The sequence below is a fragment of the Streptomyces sp. NBC_00989 genome (genome assembly GCF_045162655.1).
In the GTDB taxonomy this organism is placed as follows: Bacteria; Actinomycetota; Actinomycetes; order Streptomycetales; family Streptomycetaceae; genus Streptomyces.
Map to the genome: position 1 here is coordinate 414639 of NZ_CP108728.1, position 18080 is coordinate 432718.

An 18080-nucleotide genomic window follows, 5' to 3' on the forward strand; every position below is an offset into this window, starting at 1 on the left:
CTGCATAAGGAATGACCATGACCGTACGTGTAGGAGTCATCGGCGCCGGCTGGATCGGCAAGGAACACATCCAGCGCCTCACCCACACCGTCACAGGCGCCCGTGTCACCACGGTCACCGACATCGACGCCGCCCGTGCCGAGGAGGCGGCGGCGCCGGTCGGTGCCCGGGTGCTGCCCGACGGCGCCGACGTGATCGCGGCGGACGATGTCGACGCGGTCCTCGTGACGTCCTGGGGTCCGACCCACGCCGAGCACGTGCTGACCGCGATAGCCGCCGGGAAGCCGGTGTTCTGCGAGAAGCCGCTGGCCACGACCGCCGAGGACTGCCTGCGGATCATCGAGGGCGAGACGGCACACGGCCGCCGCCTGGTCCAGGTCGGCTTCATGCGCCGATACGACGCCGGATACCGGCAGTTGAAGCAGGTCATCGACTCCGGCCGCATCGGCGAGCCGCTGATCGTGCACTGCGCGCACCGCAACCCGACCGTCCCGGAGTCGTACACGTCCGACATGGCGGCCCTGGACACGGCGGTGCACGAGGTGGACGTACTGCGCTGGCTGCTCGACGACGAGATCGTCTCCACCCAGGTGGTCACCCCGCGCGCCACGAGCAAGCGGTTCGCCCACCTCAAGGACCCGCAGATCATGCTCTTCGAGACCACCAAGGGCGTCCGCATCGACCTGGAGGTCTTCGTCAACTGCCAGTACGGCTACGACATCCAGTGCGAGGCGGTGGGCGAGGAAGGGCTCGTCCGGCTCCCCGACCCGGCCGCCGTCGGCGTGCGCACCGCGGGACAGCACAGCACGGAGGTGCTCACCGACTGGGTGGGCCGCTTCGCGGACGCCTTCAACACCGAGTTCCGCGAGTGGATCGCGGGGATCGCCGCCGGCGACGAGCCCACCGGCCCCTCGGCCTGGGACGGCTACGCGGCCACCGTCATCACCAGCGCGACCGTCGAGGCCCTGGAATCGGGCCACGTCGTCGCCACCGACCTCAAGCCCCGACCCGCCTTCTACGGAGGTGCCGCGTGAAGATCGCCCTCGACCCCTACATGTTCCGCGCCCTGCCCATCGACGACATGGTGCGCACGGTCGCCGAACTCGGCTACGACCACATCGAGTTGTCGCCCCGCGACGACTTCATGCCGTTCTTCCTGCACCCGCGTGCGGACGACGACCGCGTGGCGGAGCTGAAGAACTCGCTGCGCACGCACGGGGTGAAGCTGTCCTCCGTGCTCCCGCTGTACAAGTGGTCCTCGCCCGACGAGACCGAGCGACAGACCGCCGTACGGTACTGGAAGCGGATGATCGAGATCACCGCCGAGCTCGAATGTCCGCTGATGAACTCGGAGTTCAACGGCCGCCCGGAGTACGCCGCCGAGAGCGAGGCCGCCTTCTGGCGCTCGCTGGAGGAACTGCTGCCGGTCTTCGAGCGGGAGGGCATCGCCCTGAACCTGGAGGCCCACCCGGACGACTTCTGCGAGGAGAACACCCTCGCCGTCGACCTCGTCCGCTCCATCAACAAGCCCTGGGTGAACTACCTCTACTGCGCCCCGCACTCCTTCCACCTCTCGGGTTCCGACCCGACGGCGGACATCGCCGCGATGATGCGCTACGCCGGCGACAAGCTCCAGCACGTGCACATCGCGGACTCCTTCAACCACAAGGGGTCCAGCGGTCTGCGCTACATCCTCAACCCGCCGGGTACGACCGCCCGCATCCACCAGCACCTCGACATCGACCAAGGCGAAGTCGACTGGAACGCCTTCTTCGGCACCCTGCGCGAGCTGAACTTCGACGGCGTGGCCACCGCCTGCGTCTTCGCCTGGGAGGAACGCGCCCGCGAGTCCTCGGCCTTCATGCTCGACCGCATCACCAAGGAACTCGCCGGGTGAACGACCGCCCCGTCAGGGCGACTTGAGATGTGCTCTTGGCATCCGGGAACCGGGTGAGTGCTCGGTGACATCACTCATCGAACCCACCGCCCAGCCCTCCTGGGGCCAACGTGTGCGCACCCTTGAAGCCCCGCTGTGAAGTGATGGATCCCCGGCCCGCGTTGGGCGGTGGTGCCGTCGGGCAACAGGATCTCGGCGCGAGTGCCGGCCGGTACGGTCGCGGTGAGCTGGAAGGTGCCGTCCTCGTCAATACAACATGCGGAGGCGATACGGCCGTAGGGACTGTGGTGTTCGGCCTCGGCGGAACGTAGGCCGCCACCGGGGCGGGGGGTTCTCAGGAAGCGTCGGTAGGCGGGCTCCAGCGGCCGGATCCCCGCGGTGCGGGTGTGCAGGAAGGAGAAGACGGCGCCCTTGCTGTAGTGGTTCAGCGAGTCCGGGTTCGCAGTCTTCACAAAGAGGTTAGAGGTCGTTTCCTCCCGTTGTTTCATCCCGAATTCTGCGGTTGAAGTCGTTTTACCGGGTCACGCCAGGAAATGGTGGCACGACCGGACGCCGGGTTCTGCCTCATCGGTGCGCCTCCGATACGGTCAAGGTCCGGGCCGGCGCCGACCCCGGCCCGGACCTTCTCCGGTGTCGAGCAGCACACCGTGGCGGAGTTCAGGCCGCATGTGCGCTGCCGACCCGCCCACGGCTTTGGGGGGCGCCGACGGGCGGTGACCGGCCGGACCGAAGGGGTGGAGATGGGCCGGCCGATGTCCGCGCGGCGGACCGGAGAGGCGGACGCGCGAACTCCAGGAATCTAGCGCGCGGTAGCCGCCGCACACGATCCACTGAGCGCGGCTGTTGTCCGCACAGCGCGGGGCGATGGCGTGGGCCGTGGTCACCCGGAACGCAGTGTCTGCGAGGGCAGCTCGCCGAAGCGCGCTCGGTAGCGGGAAGCGAAGCGACCCAGGTGGTCGAAGCCCCAACGATGGGCGACCTCGCTCACGTTCACTTCGCCCGGTGTGCCGCGGCGCAGCTCGTCGTGGGCGCGGCTGAGGCGGACATCGGTGAGGTAGGCCAGCGGGGTCATGCCGACGTACTGCTGGAAGGCTTCTTGGAGTCGCCGCACGCTCACTCCGGCCAGCACAGCCAACTCTCCTACCGTGAAAGGGTGTTGCGGCACGCTGTGGATGGCCTCGACAGCACGCTTGACGGGGCCCGGGCGCAGGGCGGGTTTCGGTCGGTCGAGCTCGTCGCGGTAGCGGTGACCGGCGGCGAGGAGGAGCCCGGTCAGCAGGGCCTCCTGGAGCGGGCGGGCAACCATCGGCCGGGTGAGCAGCCCGCCGGCCCACATCTCGTCGAACACAGTGCAGACCATCCGTACCCAGCTCAGGCCCGCGCCGTGCGCGACGTCGAGTTCGGGCGTGAGGACGACGGGGGTGCGCAGCGGTCGGCCGAGAAGGTGTTCGAGTTGATCGTTGAGCGCCTTGGGGTCGATCTTCACGGCCAGCATGGAGCAGTCGGTGCTCACGCGATCCAGAGCCGTGTCGCCGTGCGGTTGGAAGACGGCGGCGTTCGCCGTGGTCGCCACCGCATTGGTGTGCGTTCCTTGGCGCCAGGCCAGGTGGCCATCCAGAGGGATGTCCACGTGGTAGGAGCCGAGTTCCCCGAACTGTATGCCCACCTCCGCGCCGAAAGAGAGTCGCCCGAGTGTGAGCGGACCGAATGCGGCGATGTCGTACCGGGCCGTGAACTCAGCGCTGCCGTCGGGCACGTCGATGAAGTTTGCGTAGAACCGTTCTTGGATGACCTGCCGAGCCTCGTCCACGTTCGTCGTCCGGAAGTTCAGCACATCCTGGCCCTGGTGGGGCGAGCGGTGCATGCCGCAACCTCCTGCGCCTTTGGACCGTACGAGGGATGGCGCACATTAGCGTCACCCATTGCCTGCTGCCGTGCCGTTATTTTTCCATCTCACGGCGGATGGCCGGAACAAGACGTCGCCTCAGCCCGATCTTGTCGGAGACCTTGGAGCTCTGACGATCCGTTGCCGACAGCCTGCCAGGCCTTCAGTGGAAGCAGTGTTGGAAGCTGGCCCGGCCGCATGCGGTTGGAGCGACCAGCGCTGGACGCTGGCGAGGATCACCGAGACCGTACGGCGCCGGTTCGGCGTCGACTACACCCTGGCCGGGCTCGATCTGCTGCTGCACCGCATCGGTTCGTCGGTGCGCCACTTGTGCGGCGTGCACGCGCAGCTGGGCCATCGTGGGCATGGCCCACTCCTCTTACCAACCAACGAGTTACGTGCACGCCTCAAGCCAGATGAGAGCCCATTCCATGACGTTGAAGCCGTACCGCATCCGCGGGAAGTACTCCACGGTTTTGGCGTTGTAGGCCAGGACGTCCCAACCACGATCATTAATGTAGATCGCCCAGGTACGGCTCTCCTCGAAGGAGACACGGAACGTCTCGGGGAGCAGCGGGCCGAGGTGACTGACGGGGGCCGCAGCGGGGAGTATGGCCGCTGGTGACGCGGCACACGATCTTCCATTCCTCGTCACGCAAATCGAAGACCCACCGCACAGCGTGAAGAAACGCGTCGCTGTAGATGCCGGGGCGCCCAGCCTCCACACCTCCGTACCAGTAGCGGCTGACGCCGGCTAGCCGGGCCACCTGGCCCTGCGTGATCCCGACACCCCGCCCCGCCGACCCGGTGATCCACCGCGGCGGGCGCCGTGGCACCTGCTCCCGCCACGCGGCCCGTCCTGCCGCCGCCCTCTCCATCCGTGCACCGCTGACCAGTAGAAAGGCCCCCGTTCCTGTCTGACCATTCCCGCTTCACTGCCCACGCTGAGCACGGCTACGTCGCCGAAACCGGCCCGCAGAATCCCACCTACCTGTCCGACTGGCTCCTCACCCGCGAGCAGTTCGAGCCGCTCCCCGGCGCCTCGGGCCAGTATCGGCTCACCGAGCCAGAATGCGACGGACAGTGCCGCACCCGCCAAGCCATCCACGACCTGCGCGGTCTCGGCTACCGCATCCACGCCGACGCCGCCCTTTAGCCCCCCCTGCTCCACCCCGCCCGCTCCGGGACCACAAGATGTCCGAACAGCGCAGCCGCCCCGCCCGGGCAACCGCCCGCTCCTCACCCCAGAGCGGCCCGACTCTCGCCGCCTCTGCACCGTCTGCACGGCCGAACCCACCCGCGTACGCGCCCGCCGGTCACCTGCCCGGCGTCGGGCGGTCACGATGACACCCGACACCCAGCCGATCCACATCCTGCGCGGACATGGCGGCGAGGTCGAAGTCACCGGCCTCGTCGACGCGTTCGCCGACGAGGTCCTGCGCGGCGTCCGGATCCGGCTGCCCTTCGACCTCGGCCGCGGCGGTCAGCCAGGGAGCACCCTGACGGGCGTGGTCATGGTGCGGGTGCTGTCGACAATGCGCTCGTCTCCTTGCAGGGTCACCTGGACGGGAATGCCGCGGTCGCCCGCCGACCGGGCGACGGTGAGCGTGAGGTCGCCGGGTTCGACGCGTCGGCGAAGGTCTCTCCCGGTGAAGGCGGCCATGTCCGTGTGGACCTCGAACTCGATGACACGGGTCTCACCGGCGGCGAGGTCTACGCGGGTGAAGGCGATCAGCTGGCGGACCGGGCGGGTGACCGAGGCGACCGGGTCGGTGAGGTAGAGCTGGGGGACGCAAGTGCCCGCGCGCTCACCGGTGTTGGAGACCCTGGCCCGCAACGTGATCGTCGCATCGACGGAGACGACAGTTTCGTCGACGGACGCGCTCTCGATCTCGAAGGTCGTGTACGACAGGCCGTGCCCGAACGGGAACGCGGGTGTGGGGTCGATGTTGCTCACGCCATCGCTCTTGAGGGCGAGCGGAGGTGCCAGGTAGGTGCCCGGCTGGCCCGCCTCGTCGCCCGGGATCTGGACCGGAAGGCGACCGGAGGGGTTGATCCGGCCCGAGAGGACACCGGCGACCGCCGCCGCCCCTTCCTCGCCGGGGAAGAACGCCTGGACGGTGGCGCCCGCCCGCCGGGTGTGCCGGCCGATGGCGTACGGACGGCCCGAGAGGACGACGAGGACGGCTTGGTTCGCCGCGTCGAGGACGGCCTCCACCAGTTCGTCCTGGACTCCGGGGAGCGTCAGCACGCTGACGTCGCAGCCCTCGCCGGAGGAACCGTGTCCGAACATCCCGGAGCGGTCACCGACGACGAGGACCGTCACGTCGGCCGCGGCGGCGGCACCCACCGCGGCGGCGATGCCGCTGCGGTCGTCCCCGATGACCTGGCAACCGGTCTCGTGGCGGACCTCGGCGTCGGGGAACTCGCGCCGAAAGGCGTCGAGCACCGTGGGCGCCTCGACGCCCAGGGGGGTGTCGGGGTGGTGGGGCAGTACGTGGTTGGGGAACGAGTAGCAGCCGAACAGGCACCGGACGTCGTCGGCCGCGGGACCGATGACGGCGACGGAGCGCGCACCGGCGAGCGGCAGCAGGTCCGAGGAGTTGTCGAGCAGGACGACGGACTCCTCGGCCAACTCACGGGCGACGGAGCGGTTTCGGGCCGAGTCGAAGTCCGCGGGAGCGGTGTACTGCCCCGGATTCCAGTCGGGATCGAGCAGGCCGAGTTCGGCCTTCTGGGTCAGGACCCGCAGTACGGCGCGGTCGACGAGATCCGCCGATATGCCGTCGTCCAGGAGCGGCTCCCCGTATGCGGTGGTGTGGGGCAGTTCGACGTCGATCCCGGCCCGGAGCGCGGCACGTGCCGCGCCCGGGATGTCGGCCGCCACGTGGTGCAGGGAGGCGAGGAACGCGATCGCCCAGTAGTCGGACACCACCGTGCCCTCGAATCCCCAGCTCTCCCGCAGCAGCCGGGTCAGGAGTTCCTCGCTGGCGCCACAGGGCACGCCGTCTATGTCGTTGTAGGCGTTCATGACCGAGCCGACCCGGCCCTTCACCACGGCCTTCTCGAACGGCACGAGGATCAGGTCGGCGAGTTCGCGGGGACCGACGGCGGCGGGGGCGTGGTTGCGGGCGGCCCTCGATGCGGAGTAGCCGGCGAAGTGCTTCAGCGTGGCGACGACCCCGGCCGACTGCAGCCCCTGCACGTAGGACAGGCCGAGTTCCGACACAAGGTAGGGGTCCTCACCGAGGGTCTCCTCCACCCGGCCCCAGCGGTAGTCGCGTACGACGTCCACGACGGGTGACAGTCCCTGATGGATACCGACGGCCGCCATGTCCGAGCCGATGGCAGCCGCCATACGGTGCACGAGGGCGGGATTGAAGGTGGCCGCCCAGGCGAGCGGTGTGGGGTAGACCGTGGCCTGCCATGCGGTGAACCCGGTGAGGCACTCCTCGTGGGCGATGGCCGGGATGCCGAAGCGGTTCGCCGCCGTCACCCGCTCCTGGAACTCCGCGAGGCGCTTGCGGCCCGCCTCCGGGTCGACCGGCGCGGTACCGAACACCCGGGTCAGATGCCCGAGACCGTCGACGATCGCTTCTTCGAAGCTCTCGGCGCCACGGAAGGTGTCCTGCATCGGGGCCACGTCGCCTGACTCGTCGTGGCCTGGCCAGGTGCTTCCGAGCTGTGCGACTTTCTCGGCCCTGGTCATGGTGTCGAGGAGGGCCCTCGCGCGAACGGACGCCGGCAGGGCGGGATCGTTCCACAGCCCGGTCGTCGGGCGCTCGTCGCTGATCGTCAAGGTCTCATCCGTTCTGTTGCGGGGGGGTGCGCGAGAGCGCACGAGTGGTCCAAGAGGTCGTCGAGGAGGCACCGCCGACCGGGAAGGGAGTGGGCCCGGACACCGGTCCGGCGGTCATGGGGAGGCAGACACGCCGGACTGCGTCGCACGGGGGGAGTCGGCGCCTTTCGGCGTCCGGGCCCCGAACGGGGTGGCGTCCCGGTTCGGCGAACCCGGCGGGACGCGCCACCGTTACTTGCCGCCGGCTCCCATCAGACCCGCGACGAGGGCGCGGCGGGCGAAGAGGTAGACGACGAGGATGGGTACCGCGGACATCAGCACCGCGGCCAGCAGGGCCGGCACGTTCGCCCCGTATTCGGAGACGAAGTTGTACAGGCCCAGCGTCACCAGCTTGTTGTCGTTCGACTGCGTCATGATCAGCGGGAACAGGAAGCCGTTCCACGCCTGGAGGGCCGTGAAAACGCACGTGGTCGCGATGGCCGACTTCGACATCGGGACGACCAGCGTGCGCAGGGTCCGTGCCGGGCTCGCGCCGTCCAGTGCCATGGCCTCGTACAGCTCGTTGGAGATGTCCCGCATCCCGCCGCTGAGGACCAGCACGCTCACCGGCAGCGCGAACGCGGCGGTGGGCAGGATGATGCCCCACAGCGTGTCGTAGAGGCCGAGATTGTTGATGATCAGGAAGAGCGGGATGATCACCGCCTGCGAGGGGATCGCCAGGCCCAGCAGGAACAGGCGGAACACACCCTTGGTCATCCAGCCCCGCCCGCGCACCACGGCGTAGCTGATCGGGATCGCGAGCGCCAGCACGATGGCGACCGTACCCACCGCGACGACGACGGTGTTCCAGATGTACTGCAGGAAGCCGCTGTCCAGGACCGTGTGGAAGTTGTCCAGGGTCACGGCATCGGGGATCGAGACGGGGCCCTTGTCGGTGTACTTCGTCTGCGGCTGTACCGCCGTGTTCACCAGCGCGTACAGCGGGACGCCGATGATCACCAGCCAGACGAGGGCGGCGGCGCCGGCGAGGTAGTTCGGGCGCGTCCTCACAGCCCCTCCATCGTGCTCGTCATCTTGTCGTACCCGCTGAGCTTCGTGAGGATGACGGAGGCGGCGGTGGCGAGCAGCAGCAGGAAGCTGGCGATGGCGCTCGCGTAGCCGTAGTCGTACGTCCGGAAGGCCGTCTGGTACATGGAGAACGGCAGGATCGCCGTGTCGGTGCCGGGGCCGCCGTTGGTCAGCAGCAGGACGATGTCGAAGGCCGTGAGACCGCCGACGACCATGAAGATGGTCGAGGTGATCATCGTGTTGCGCAGCTGCGGCAGTGTGATGTGGACGAACTGCCGGACCCGTCCCGCGCCGTCGATCGCCGCCGCTTGGTAGAGCGTGTGCGGGATGGCCCGGGCGGCGCCCTGGTAGAGCAGGCTGTGGAAGGGGACGAACTGCCAGGTGGTCACGAGGACCAGGCAGGCGATCGCGCCCTGCTGGGTACCCATGGGATTACTCCCGAACAGCCACTCGGTCTTGGCCGGCAGGCCGAAGTTCGGGTCCAGCAATTGGCGCCACATGATGGCCGTGGCCGCCGTGGAGAGCAGCAGCGGCAGGAAGAACACCGCCGACAGGATCGCCCGGTTGCGCTGGTGACCGGCTGCCCAGACGCCCAGCAGGATGCTGACCGGCGCCTGTACCACGATGTTCCCGATCAGCAGGACCCCTGTGACCGTGGTGGACTGCCAGACCTGGCTGTCGCCGAAGAACCGCGACCAGTTCGCCGTGCCGGTGAACTGCGGTGGGTTCAGGCCGTCCCAGTGCGTGAAGGAGAGGTAGAGCACGCCCACCATCGGCGCGACGGCGAAGACGAGGAAGAACAGCAGCCCGGGAACCGCCCAGGCCACGCCGGGCCGCTCCAGGGTGGGCGGAGCGGCCCGGTCACGCACCCGTTGCTCGCGCATGGGCCGTGAAGTCGTTGCGGAGACCACGTGGACGCGCCTTCCTACTTCTTGATCGCCAGAACCGCGCTGACGAACTGCTCCGGCGAACTCTGCCCGTTGAACAGCTTCTGGATCTCGGTCAGCAGCGGCGTGCCGAGGGTGAGGCCGAGCGCCTGGTCCCAGGACTGGGTGAAGGAGGGAGCCTTCTGCACCAGGTCGTACTGGAACTTGGCGTACGCCGGGTCGGCCGCCTTGGTGAGGTACTGCGCGGCGTTGGAGGTGACCGGCACCTCACCCTTCTCGACCAGGCCCTGCACATAGCTGTCGCTGTAGGTGGTCTTCAGGAACTCCGTCGCGGTCTGCTTGGCGGCGGAGGTGGTCACCGAGAGGTAGTTCGTGGGGTTGCCGACCACGTTGCCGGCATCGCCCTTGCCCCCCTCCACAGAGGGGAAGGCCACGTATCCCAGGCCGTTCTTCGCGAAGTCGGGGGCCTCGCTCAGCTGGGTCGCGTACTCCCACGAGCCCATCAGCACCATGGCCGCCTTGCCCTTGTTGAGCAGCGTGGAGGTGCCGCCGGCGCCGTAGTTGACCGATCCGAACTTCTTGCCGAAGGCGCCGCTGTCCACCAGCTCCTTGATCATCTGCGCGGTCTTGAGGATGGCGGGGTCCTTCCACTGCGTCCAGTCGCCGCCCTGGATCTTGTCGAACAGCTCCGGCCCCGCGAGGCGGTCGACGAGGTACTCGACCCACATCAGCTCGGTCCACGAGGAGCTGGCGTTGCCGGCGAGCGCGAAGGGCGTGATCCCCTTGCCCTTGAAGACCTTGACCAGGTTCTGCAGCTCGGCGTAGGCCGTCGGCGGCTGAACGCCGGCGTCGGCGAAGAGCTTCTTGTTGTAGAAGAGGAACACCGGCTGGGTGCCCCGGCAGGGGATGCCGACCAGCTTGCCGCCGACCTTGCCCGCGGCCAGGGCTGACGGCAGGAAGTGCGATTCGAGGGCCGTGTCCAGCGTGACCAGCTTGCCGGCCGTGACGTAGTCGTTCAGGCTGCCGCCGCCCCAGCTGAAGAACACCCCGGGCATCTTGGCGGAGCCCATCGCGGTCCGCAGCTTGTCCTTGTACCCGTCCGTGGCGATCACGGTCATGCTGACCTTGCCCTTGCCTGCGGAGTTGAAGGTGTCCACCGCGGCCTTCTGGACCGAGTTGGTCGGGTCCTGCAGCGTCCAGAAGTCGACGTTTCCGGTGGGCGAGGACGTGGAGCTGCCTGACGAACCGCAGCCGGCCACGGTGACGCTCAGCGTGGTCGCCGCCGTAGCGGTGAGGAACCATCTCCGGGACACACTGTTCATCGTTGAACACCTTTCGAGTCGGCAGGATCCCCTTCGCGGGTGCGCTGCACCCGGCAGGCCGTCCCGGGCCTGCCCGCACTGAGGGATCGGGGTCGATGGCCATGACCGTCAGGCGCTGTTGCGCAAGTGTTGCGGTTCCGTTGCTCCTGCGGTTGAGCTGGCGTCGGTCACGTTAAGCGGCGGAATTCGGCCGCGGCAATATCGGAGCGAAATCACTTCCGAAAGACTTTCGCAGTCCGAGGGCTTGCGAAACCGGCTCGGGTTCGTCCCTATTTCCCGGTTTCGGGCGCCGCCGTGGACATGCGCACGACGAGTTCGGTCGCGAGTTCCCTGCGCGTCGTGGCGGGAGGCCTGCCGTCGGCGAGGTTCAGCAGGACGCGCGTGGCCTCCTGGCCCAGTTCCCTGAACGGCTGCCTCACCGCACTCAGCGGCGGTGAGGCCATGGCGGCCACGAGGGTGTCGTCGAACGACATCACCGACAGCCCGCCAGGTACGGCGATGCCCAGTTGCCGGGCGGCCTCCATTGCGCCGAGCGCTTGGACGTCACTGGCGGCGAAGAGAGCGGTCGGTCTCTCGCCCCGCTCCAGCACGCTGCGGGCGGCGCGCAGCGCCTCGCCGTAGTCGAAGTCCGTCGAGCGCACGAGCGTGGCGTCGTAAGGGATCCCGGCCTCCGTCAGGGCGGCCCGGTAACCGTGCAGGCGCGCGGACCCGGCCAGCGAGTGCGACCGGCCCGCCAGCATGCCGATGCGGCGGTGCCCGAGGTCGATCAGGTGCTGGACAGCGGTCGTCGCACCGTGCCAGTTCGCCACCCCGACACTGGGGATGTCCCCGGACGACGCGTTCAGGGGATCGACGAGCACCACCGGAATCCGCTGCTCCAGGATCCGGCGCTCGTCCCGCTCGACGAGAGTGGAGATGACGATGACGACCCCGAGGGCGTCCAGTTTCTGACACTCCTCCAACCACTGTGCGATGGAGCGCCGACTCGTCGTACCGACGGTCGTGTGGACACCGATCTCGGCCGCCGAGTCCACGATGCCGCGGACCACTTCGAGGGTGTACGGTCCCGCCAGGTCCCGGAACACCGCAAGGATCTGCCGTCGCCGACGGGCTTCGGCCTCCCACGTACGGACAAACCCGCGTTCGGTCAGCAGCGCCTCGATGCGGGCGCGTGTCGCCTCGGACACGTCACGCCGCCTGTGGACGACCTTGGACACGGTCGCCGGCGAGACGCCGACCTCGTCGGCTATCGAGGCGAGAAGGCCGTACTGGGCGTTCCGGCGGGAGCTGGTTGGGCCCGTCACTGCGGTGTGGACCTCCCGTACCCCGTCCGTTGGCCTGATCTGAGCGCGTGCTGAGTGAACGTACACGCCGGCTCGATCACGGCAGGCGGGGCCGGAGCGACCAAAGCCCCGTACACCTGCGGAAACGCGAGATCTCAAGGGCCACGAAAGTCTTTCGCAACCCGATCGGCCGCCTCTTGTAGGCTCCCCCGCAGCCTGTTCGAGCCGCTCAGGCACGTTACTTCCGGGAGGCCGGGAATGCCGGTGCACAGCATCTACGACACACAACCCGCCGACCGCTGGGAGGACGCTTTCCTCTCCGGCAACGGCGAGTACGGAATCATGGTGTTCGGGCATCCCCACCGGGAGCGGATCGTTCACAACCACCACCGTTACGTGCTGCCCAACGAGTCCCTCGGAATGCGGCCGCCGGCCGTCGCCGACCGTCTTGAACAGGTTCGCGACCTGGCCCTCGCCGGGGAACGGGAGCGGGCACAGCGCGAGTTCTCCGACGGCAGGGCGATGGCCTGGACACAGTCCTTCCACCCGGGGCACATGCTCCACGTGGACACGACGGCCGGGGACGGCCCTGTCGAGCACTACCGCCGGGTCACCGACTTCGCCACGGGCGAGGTGAGGGTCACCTGGTCCGACGGGGAACGGAAGTGGGTACGGCGTGCGTTCGTGTCGCGCACCGACGCCGTCGCCGTCGCCGAGATCACCGGTCCGCGGCTCGACCTGGCCCTACGGCTGTCCGGAGAGCTGTCCGGCCGCCCCGCCGAGGTCACTTTCACGACGTCCGCCGAGGTCACCGGGGACGGCGAGGCGTCACTCGCCGTCGTGGGCGAGTATCCGCCCGGTCCCGGCGCGGCGGGCTTCACCGGCGTGACCCGGGCCGTCGTCACGGGCGGCCGGGTCTCGGCGGAAGGGGACACGGTCCGTGTCGAAGGAGCGACGCGCGTCGTTCTGCTGACCCGGATGGACCGGTCGGCGCCCCTCCCCCGTATCGACGCGCTCCGCGCGGTCCTGGCTGAACTGCCTGCCGCATACGACGAGTTGCTCTCCCGGCATGCACCCGTCCACGCCGAACTCTACGGCCGCGCCGAACTCGACCTGGGTGTGCCCGACAGCGACCGCGGCCTCTCCGTGGGCGAGCTGATCGCCCGTGCCGACACCAAGACGCTGGACGGCGCGCTGATCGAGGCGCTGTTCCACTCCGGCCGCTACCTGCTGCTCAGCTCCAGCGGGATACTGCCGCCCCGGCTGACCGGCCTGTGGCTCGGCGAATGGGGCGCCGCCTGGTCCGGCGACTACACCACCGACGCCAACATCAACCTCCAGATGGCCGGGGCGGTCCTCACCGGCATGCCCGAACTCATCGCGCCGTACGCCGACTTGATCGACGGTCAGATCGACGACTGGCGCACCAACGCCCGCACGATCTACGGCACCCGCGGGATCCTGGCCCCCAGCCGGACGGACGGCGAGCACGGGCTGCTCTTCCACCTGGACGACGACTGGCCCTGGACCATGTGGCTGGCGGGCGCGGACTGGCTGCTGTTCCCGCTGTACGAGTACTGGCAGGCGACCGGCGACGACGGCTTCCTCGCCCGCACCCTCGCCCCCTGGCTCGTCGAGGCCGCCGTCTTCTTCGAGGACTTCCTCACCCGCGAGGACGAAGACGGACACGTCGTCCTGGTCCCCTCCTACTCCCCCGAGGTCGGACCTCGCGACAGGCGGGGCATGTCCGGGGTGAACGCGACCATGGACCTGGCCGCGGCCCGGCACGCCCTCACCACCGCCGCCGACGTCTGCACCCGGCTCGGCATCGAGCAGTCCGCGGTCGGCCGCTGGCGCGCTCTGTCGGAGCGGCTGCCGCCCTACCGCGTCGACGGGCAGGGGGCGCTCGCCGAGTGGGCGTGGCCGGGGCTGGAGACCGCCGACACGCACCGGCACATCAGCCACCTCTACCCGGTGTGGCCGCTGCACGACATCACCCCGGACGACACCCCCGGCCTGGCCGCCGCCGCTCGCGAAGCCCTGCTGCGACGGGGTGACGAGAACCTCTCCGCGCACGGCAGCCTGCACCGCGCCCTGGTCGCCGCACGCCTGAAGGACAGCGGGACGGCGAAGGAGAACGTCCTCAAGATCGTGGGCCACAACATGGTCTTCCGGTCGCTGATGACCTCGCACAACCCCGATCTGGAGATCTACAACGCGGACGCCGCCCACTGTCTGCCGGCCGTGGTCGTGGAGATGCTGCTCGACTCCCGGCCCGGGATCGTGGAACTCCTGCCGGCCCGGCCCCCGGAGTGGCGGTCCGGCAGCCTGCGCGGCCTCGCCACGCGCGCCGGGGTCGGCGTCGACGAGCTGACGTGGGATGTGTCCGAGGGCCTCGCGAAGGTGGTGCTCACGTCCCCAGTCGAGCGGGACATCGTCCTCGTGTGCCGTGAAGGCCCGGACCAGCGGCAGACCGTACATCTGCTGCCGAACGTCCACACCACGGTGGCCGTCCCGCTCGCCTGAGGCGTCAGGGGCGCCCGCCCTCGGGGCAGCCGCAACGCGTGCGCCCTGGGGTCACTCACTGTGTATCGACTCGCCTGCGCACCGACGTCGAGGTGCGCAGCACGAGCTCCGTCGCCAACTCGATCCGGGACGACGCGGGCGGGCGGCCCTCCGCGAGTTGCACGAGCACCCTGGTGGCCTCGGAGCCCAGTTCCTCGAACGGCTGGCGCACCGCGCTCAGCGGCGGACAGGCCATGGCCGCCACGAGGGTGTCGTCGAAGGACATGACCGCGAGATCCTCGGGAACGCTGAGCCCGTGCTGACGGGCCGCTTCCAGGACGCCGAGCGCCTGCGCGTCACTTGCCGCGAAGACGGCGGTGGGTGGACTCGCGGAGCGCAGGATCTGCAGGCTGGCGAGCAGCCCTTCTTCGAAGTCGAAGTCGGTCGAGCGCACGATCGCCGGGTCGTACGCGATCGCCGCCTCCTCCAGGGCGGCCCGGTAGCCATGCAGCCGCGCCGCCCCGGCCAGCGAGTGCGAACGGCCCGCGACCATGCCGATCCTGGTGTGCCCGAGGCCCAGCAGGTGTTGCACCGCTTCCCTGGCCCCGCTCCAGTTCGTCACCCCGATGCTCGGAATGTCGTGGGTCGGTGCGCTCAGCGGGTCGATCAGCACCACGGGAAGCCGCCGCTCGACGATCCGGCGCTGGTCTTCCTCGGCCAGCATGGAGATCACGATGATCAGGCCCGCCGCGTCGAGTGCCACGCACTCCTCGAGCCACTGGGAGATCGAACGGTGACCCGTCGTCCCGGTCACCACGTCCAGGCCCAGTTCGTCCGCCGCGTCCACGATCCCGCGGACGACTTCCAGTGTGTACGGCCCCGACAGGTCACGGAACACCGCGATGATCTGACGCGACGCCGCGGGATCGGGTTCTCCCGGGCGGACATACCCGTGGCGGGTCAGCAGGTCCTCGACCCGGGCTCGCGTCGCCGCTCCGACGTCGGCACGCCGGTGCACGACCTTCGACACGGTGCTGAGCGACACTCCCGCCTCGCCGGCGATGCTCGTCAGCAAACCGTACTGCGCATCCCCGCGCGCACTGCCCCGAACTGTCACTCGTACGCCTCGCCTTTGAGCTGCCACTCGAAACTCCGCCGCAAGCCAACAGGACGAAAGGCCCGGTGACAAGGCTGCTGCGTCGGATGACGACCAGCGCGCCACGTCGGTCTCACCCCCTGTGGATCATCGGGGGTACACACGACGCCGTCGGCCGTCGCCCTCGCCTCCTCGACGGCGGCAGCCTGCGGATCTCCGCCTCGGAGCGGCTCCCCCTCGACCGCGGAACCCTCTCATCCCGCGACAGAACATTCCGGGCGAAACCGCTACCGGCTACCAAGCGGTCTATCATCTACATCGAAACGATGTAGATACCGTTTCGATGTCCCATCCTTGCCGCACCGACTGCCCGCTCTCGCGGATCCGCAGCGTGAGAGGAACACCCCGTCGCCACCGACGGCACCACGATGCCGACCGATCACCGTCGTTCGTCCCGCGCCACCCAGCGCCGCCGTCCGGAAGTAGCACGCGGTGCGCCGGTCGCACGTCGACACGAGTGAGCCTCAGCACGAGCCCGGACGGACACCGCACCAGCCACTCACCGCTGAGCGGTCGCAACGGTGCGACGGCCGGGATGGCCGACCAGTGATCATCCGGCCGGCCATGGAGCGGGGGGTACGGAGATGGCGGGGCTACGCCGTCGTCAGGGGCAGCGCGGCGAAGGTGTGGTGTTCCCAGAGCCGACGCGCGGCCTCCTCCGGGTACGCGGTCACCGTCGGTTCGGTGTCGAGGAGTTGGACGAGGCGGCGCTCGGGATCGTACGCGGGCCAGCCCGGGTCACCCGTGGCGGCGAAGGCGGTCCACGCGGAGCGGAAGCAGGCGGAGAGCGCCTCGGTCTCCGGCGAGGGGACGGGACCGGTCAGCATGGCGCCGAGACCGCCGTAGACACCGAACGTCAACGGGACGTCGAGCCCGTGACAGGCGCCCAGGGCGCCGCCGTTGGCGGGCGCGGCCCAGGTGAGTTCGTACACGTGGGCCCGGCCGCCGCCGGCCACCTGCGCCTCCGCCAGGTGCAGCGACGGCATCCGGAACAACCAGTCCGATTGCACCAGTTCGAACAGATACTCCGCCGAAGCGTCCGGGAACGCGCCGCGGTAGGCCGACTCGCTCCCCGGCCCCGGTCCGAACAGGCCCAACGCCATCGAGGCCAGCCCCTCGTCCACCTGGCCGAGCAGCCCGCCCAGCATCAGGAAGAGGCGGTATTCGTCCCTGTTGTGCCCGGCGATCAGCTCCACGTCCCGCGCGGCGCCGCTCGCGAGGGCCTGCCACGGGGTGGCGGGCAGGACGTCACCGTCGACGACGGGCGAGAACGGGGTCGGGGTCAGAGCGACCGGCCCCCAGCGCTCCACGTACCCGCGCATCCGGCCGGTCAGTTCGGCTCCCGCCTCGGGCAGCTTGCGCGGATCCACACCGGACAGGTCGGCGACCGTCGGGCGCAGCCCCAACCCACCTGCCAGCGCCTCGGCGATGTCACCGGCCAACGCGGAGGAGAAGAACGTGCCAGGCACGCTCTGGGTGATGGCCCGTCGGAACAGACCCCGCGCCCGCGGCATGGCCATCAGGGCGGCGATGGACCCGGCACCCGCGGACTCGCCGAAGACGGTGACCTGCTCGGGGTCGCCACCGAAGGCGGTGATGTTCTCGCGCACCCACTCCAGGGCGGCGACCTGGTCGAGCAGACCACGGTTCGCGGGCGCGCCCTCGATCAGGGCGAACCCCTCGATGCCGACTCGGTAGTTGAGGGTGACCACGACCAACTCGCCGTCACGCGAGAGGCGACTGCCGTCATAGGCCGGGTCGTCGGCGGAGCCGAACTTGTACGCGCCGCCGTAGATCCACACCATCACCGGTCGCCGCGCGGCCGGGTCGGTCTCGGGCGTCCACACGTTGACCGTCAGCCAGTCGTCACCGGCCGGAGGACCGGCGGGAGCCTCGGGAGCGGGACCCGCCTGCTCCTGCGGAGGCGGCGGACCGAACGCGAACGCCTCCCGCACACCGTCCCAGCCATCCACGGGTCGCGGCGCCCCGAAGCGCGCCGCACCCACCGGCGGCTGCGCGAACGGGATACCCCGGAACACCTCCAGACCCCCCTCACGACGACCGCGAACCGCGCCCGCCACCGTCCTGGCCTCAGGAAACTCGCTACTGCTCATCGACGACTCCTCAAAGGACCGGCCACCGGGCAGACGGTCCGCACGCGGGATTCAAGCGGGTTACCGAACGGGATACGTGGCGACCCCGGATTGTGGTGAACCATATTTCACTAGGCGAACTCATTTGTCGACGAGTTCACACCTCGAAGCCCCCGTGGAGACTG

13 protein-coding genes and 1 pseudogene are annotated in these 18080 nt (G+C 69.3%); 4 read left to right on the top strand and 10 right to left on the bottom strand.

Going from position 1 to position 18080, the window contains the following annotated elements; all coding sequences use genetic code 11:
- Positions 1–17: 17 nt before the first annotated feature.
- Positions 18–1034 carry a Gfo/Idh/MocA family oxidoreductase gene (locus tag OG714_RS01925; RefSeq protein ID WP_406118049.1) on the top strand — a complete coding sequence of 339 codons (1017 nt, stop codon included), beginning with the start codon at positions 18–20 and terminating at the stop codon, positions 1032–1034.
- Positions 1031–1897 carry a sugar phosphate isomerase/epimerase family protein gene (locus OG714_RS01930; protein WP_406118050.1) on the top strand — a complete coding sequence of 289 codons (867 nt, stop codon included), beginning with the start codon at positions 1031–1033 and terminating at the stop codon, positions 1895–1897. Before OG714_RS01925 ends, OG714_RS01930 begins: the two co-directional genes overlap by 4 nt.
- Positions 1898–1971: 74 nt before the next feature.
- On the opposite strand, the gene OG714_RS01935 is transcribed toward OG714_RS01930, so the two are convergent.
- Both OG714_RS01935 and OG714_RS01940 read right to left on the bottom strand, forming a co-directional pair.
- On the bottom strand, positions 1972–2349 hold the full coding sequence (locus OG714_RS01935) for an alpha-L-rhamnosidase C-terminal domain-containing protein (protein ID WP_406118052.1): 378 nt from the start codon (positions 2347–2349) through the stop codon (positions 1972–1974).
- 428 nt (positions 2350–2777) lie between these two features.
- A complete protein-coding gene (locus OG714_RS01940) occupies positions 2778–3761 on the bottom strand; it encodes an AraC family transcriptional regulator (RefSeq protein WP_406118053.1) in 984 nt (327 codons plus the stop codon).
- A gap of 196 nt (positions 3762–3957) precedes the next feature.
- Between OG714_RS01940 and OG714_RS01945 the strand changes: the two are divergent.
- Positions 3958–4053 (top strand): annotated as a pseudogene (locus OG714_RS01945) (transposase); the annotation flags it as partial.
- Positions 4054–4176: 123 nt separating this feature from the next.
- Here OG714_RS01945 and OG714_RS01950 read toward each other — a convergent pair.
- From OG714_RS01950 to OG714_RS01975, 6 genes are all read right to left on the bottom strand, one after another.
- Entirely contained in the window at positions 4177–4437 is a 261-nt protein-coding gene (locus OG714_RS01950; protein WP_406132243.1) for a hypothetical protein, read from the bottom strand.
- Between the two features lie 828 nt (positions 4438–5265).
- The gene (locus OG714_RS01955; RefSeq protein WP_406118054.1) at positions 5266–7581 is read right to left on the bottom strand and encodes a beta-glucosidase; all 2316 of its coding nucleotides are present in this window, start codon (positions 7579–7581) and stop codon (positions 5266–5268) included.
- Between the two features lie 231 nt (positions 7582–7812).
- Entirely contained in the window at positions 7813–8631 is an 819-nt protein-coding gene (locus OG714_RS01960; RefSeq protein ID WP_406118055.1) for a carbohydrate ABC transporter permease, read from the bottom strand.
- A complete protein-coding gene (locus tag OG714_RS01965; RefSeq protein WP_406118056.1) occupies positions 8628–9533 on the bottom strand; it encodes a carbohydrate ABC transporter permease in 906 nt (301 codons plus the stop codon). Before OG714_RS01965 ends, OG714_RS01960 begins: the two co-directional genes overlap by 4 nt.
- Before the next feature lie 41 nt (positions 9534–9574).
- The gene (locus OG714_RS01970) at positions 9575–10858 is read right to left on the bottom strand and encodes an ABC transporter substrate-binding protein (RefSeq protein WP_406118058.1); all 1284 of its coding nucleotides are present in this window, start codon (positions 10856–10858) and stop codon (positions 9575–9577) included.
- 269 nt (positions 10859–11127) lie between these two features.
- Positions 11128–12162: a LacI family DNA-binding transcriptional regulator gene (locus OG714_RS01975; protein WP_406118060.1), complete on the bottom strand. Its 1035-nt coding sequence runs from the start codon at positions 12160–12162 to the stop codon at positions 11128–11130.
- A 237-nt stretch (positions 12163–12399) separates the two neighbouring features.
- On the opposite strand from OG714_RS01975, the gene OG714_RS01980 reads away from it, so the two are divergent.
- Positions 12400–14667: a glycosyl hydrolase family 95 catalytic domain-containing protein gene (locus tag OG714_RS01980; protein WP_406118062.1), complete on the top strand. Its 2268-nt coding sequence runs from the start codon at positions 12400–12402 to the stop codon at positions 14665–14667.
- A gap of 55 nt (positions 14668–14722) precedes the next feature.
- On the opposite strand, the gene OG714_RS01985 is transcribed toward OG714_RS01980, so the two are convergent.
- Together OG714_RS01985 and OG714_RS01990 are read right to left on the bottom strand one after the other, a co-directional pair.
- A complete protein-coding gene (locus OG714_RS01985) occupies positions 14723–15721 on the bottom strand; it encodes a LacI family DNA-binding transcriptional regulator (RefSeq protein ID WP_406118064.1) in 999 nt (332 codons plus the stop codon).
- A gap of 674 nt (positions 15722–16395) precedes the next feature.
- Positions 16396–17916 (bottom strand): carboxylesterase/lipase family protein, encoded by a 1521-nt coding sequence (locus OG714_RS01990; RefSeq protein ID WP_406118065.1) that lies wholly within the window; start codon positions 17914–17916, stop codon positions 16396–16398.
- Between the last annotated feature and the right edge of the window lie 164 nt (positions 17917–18080).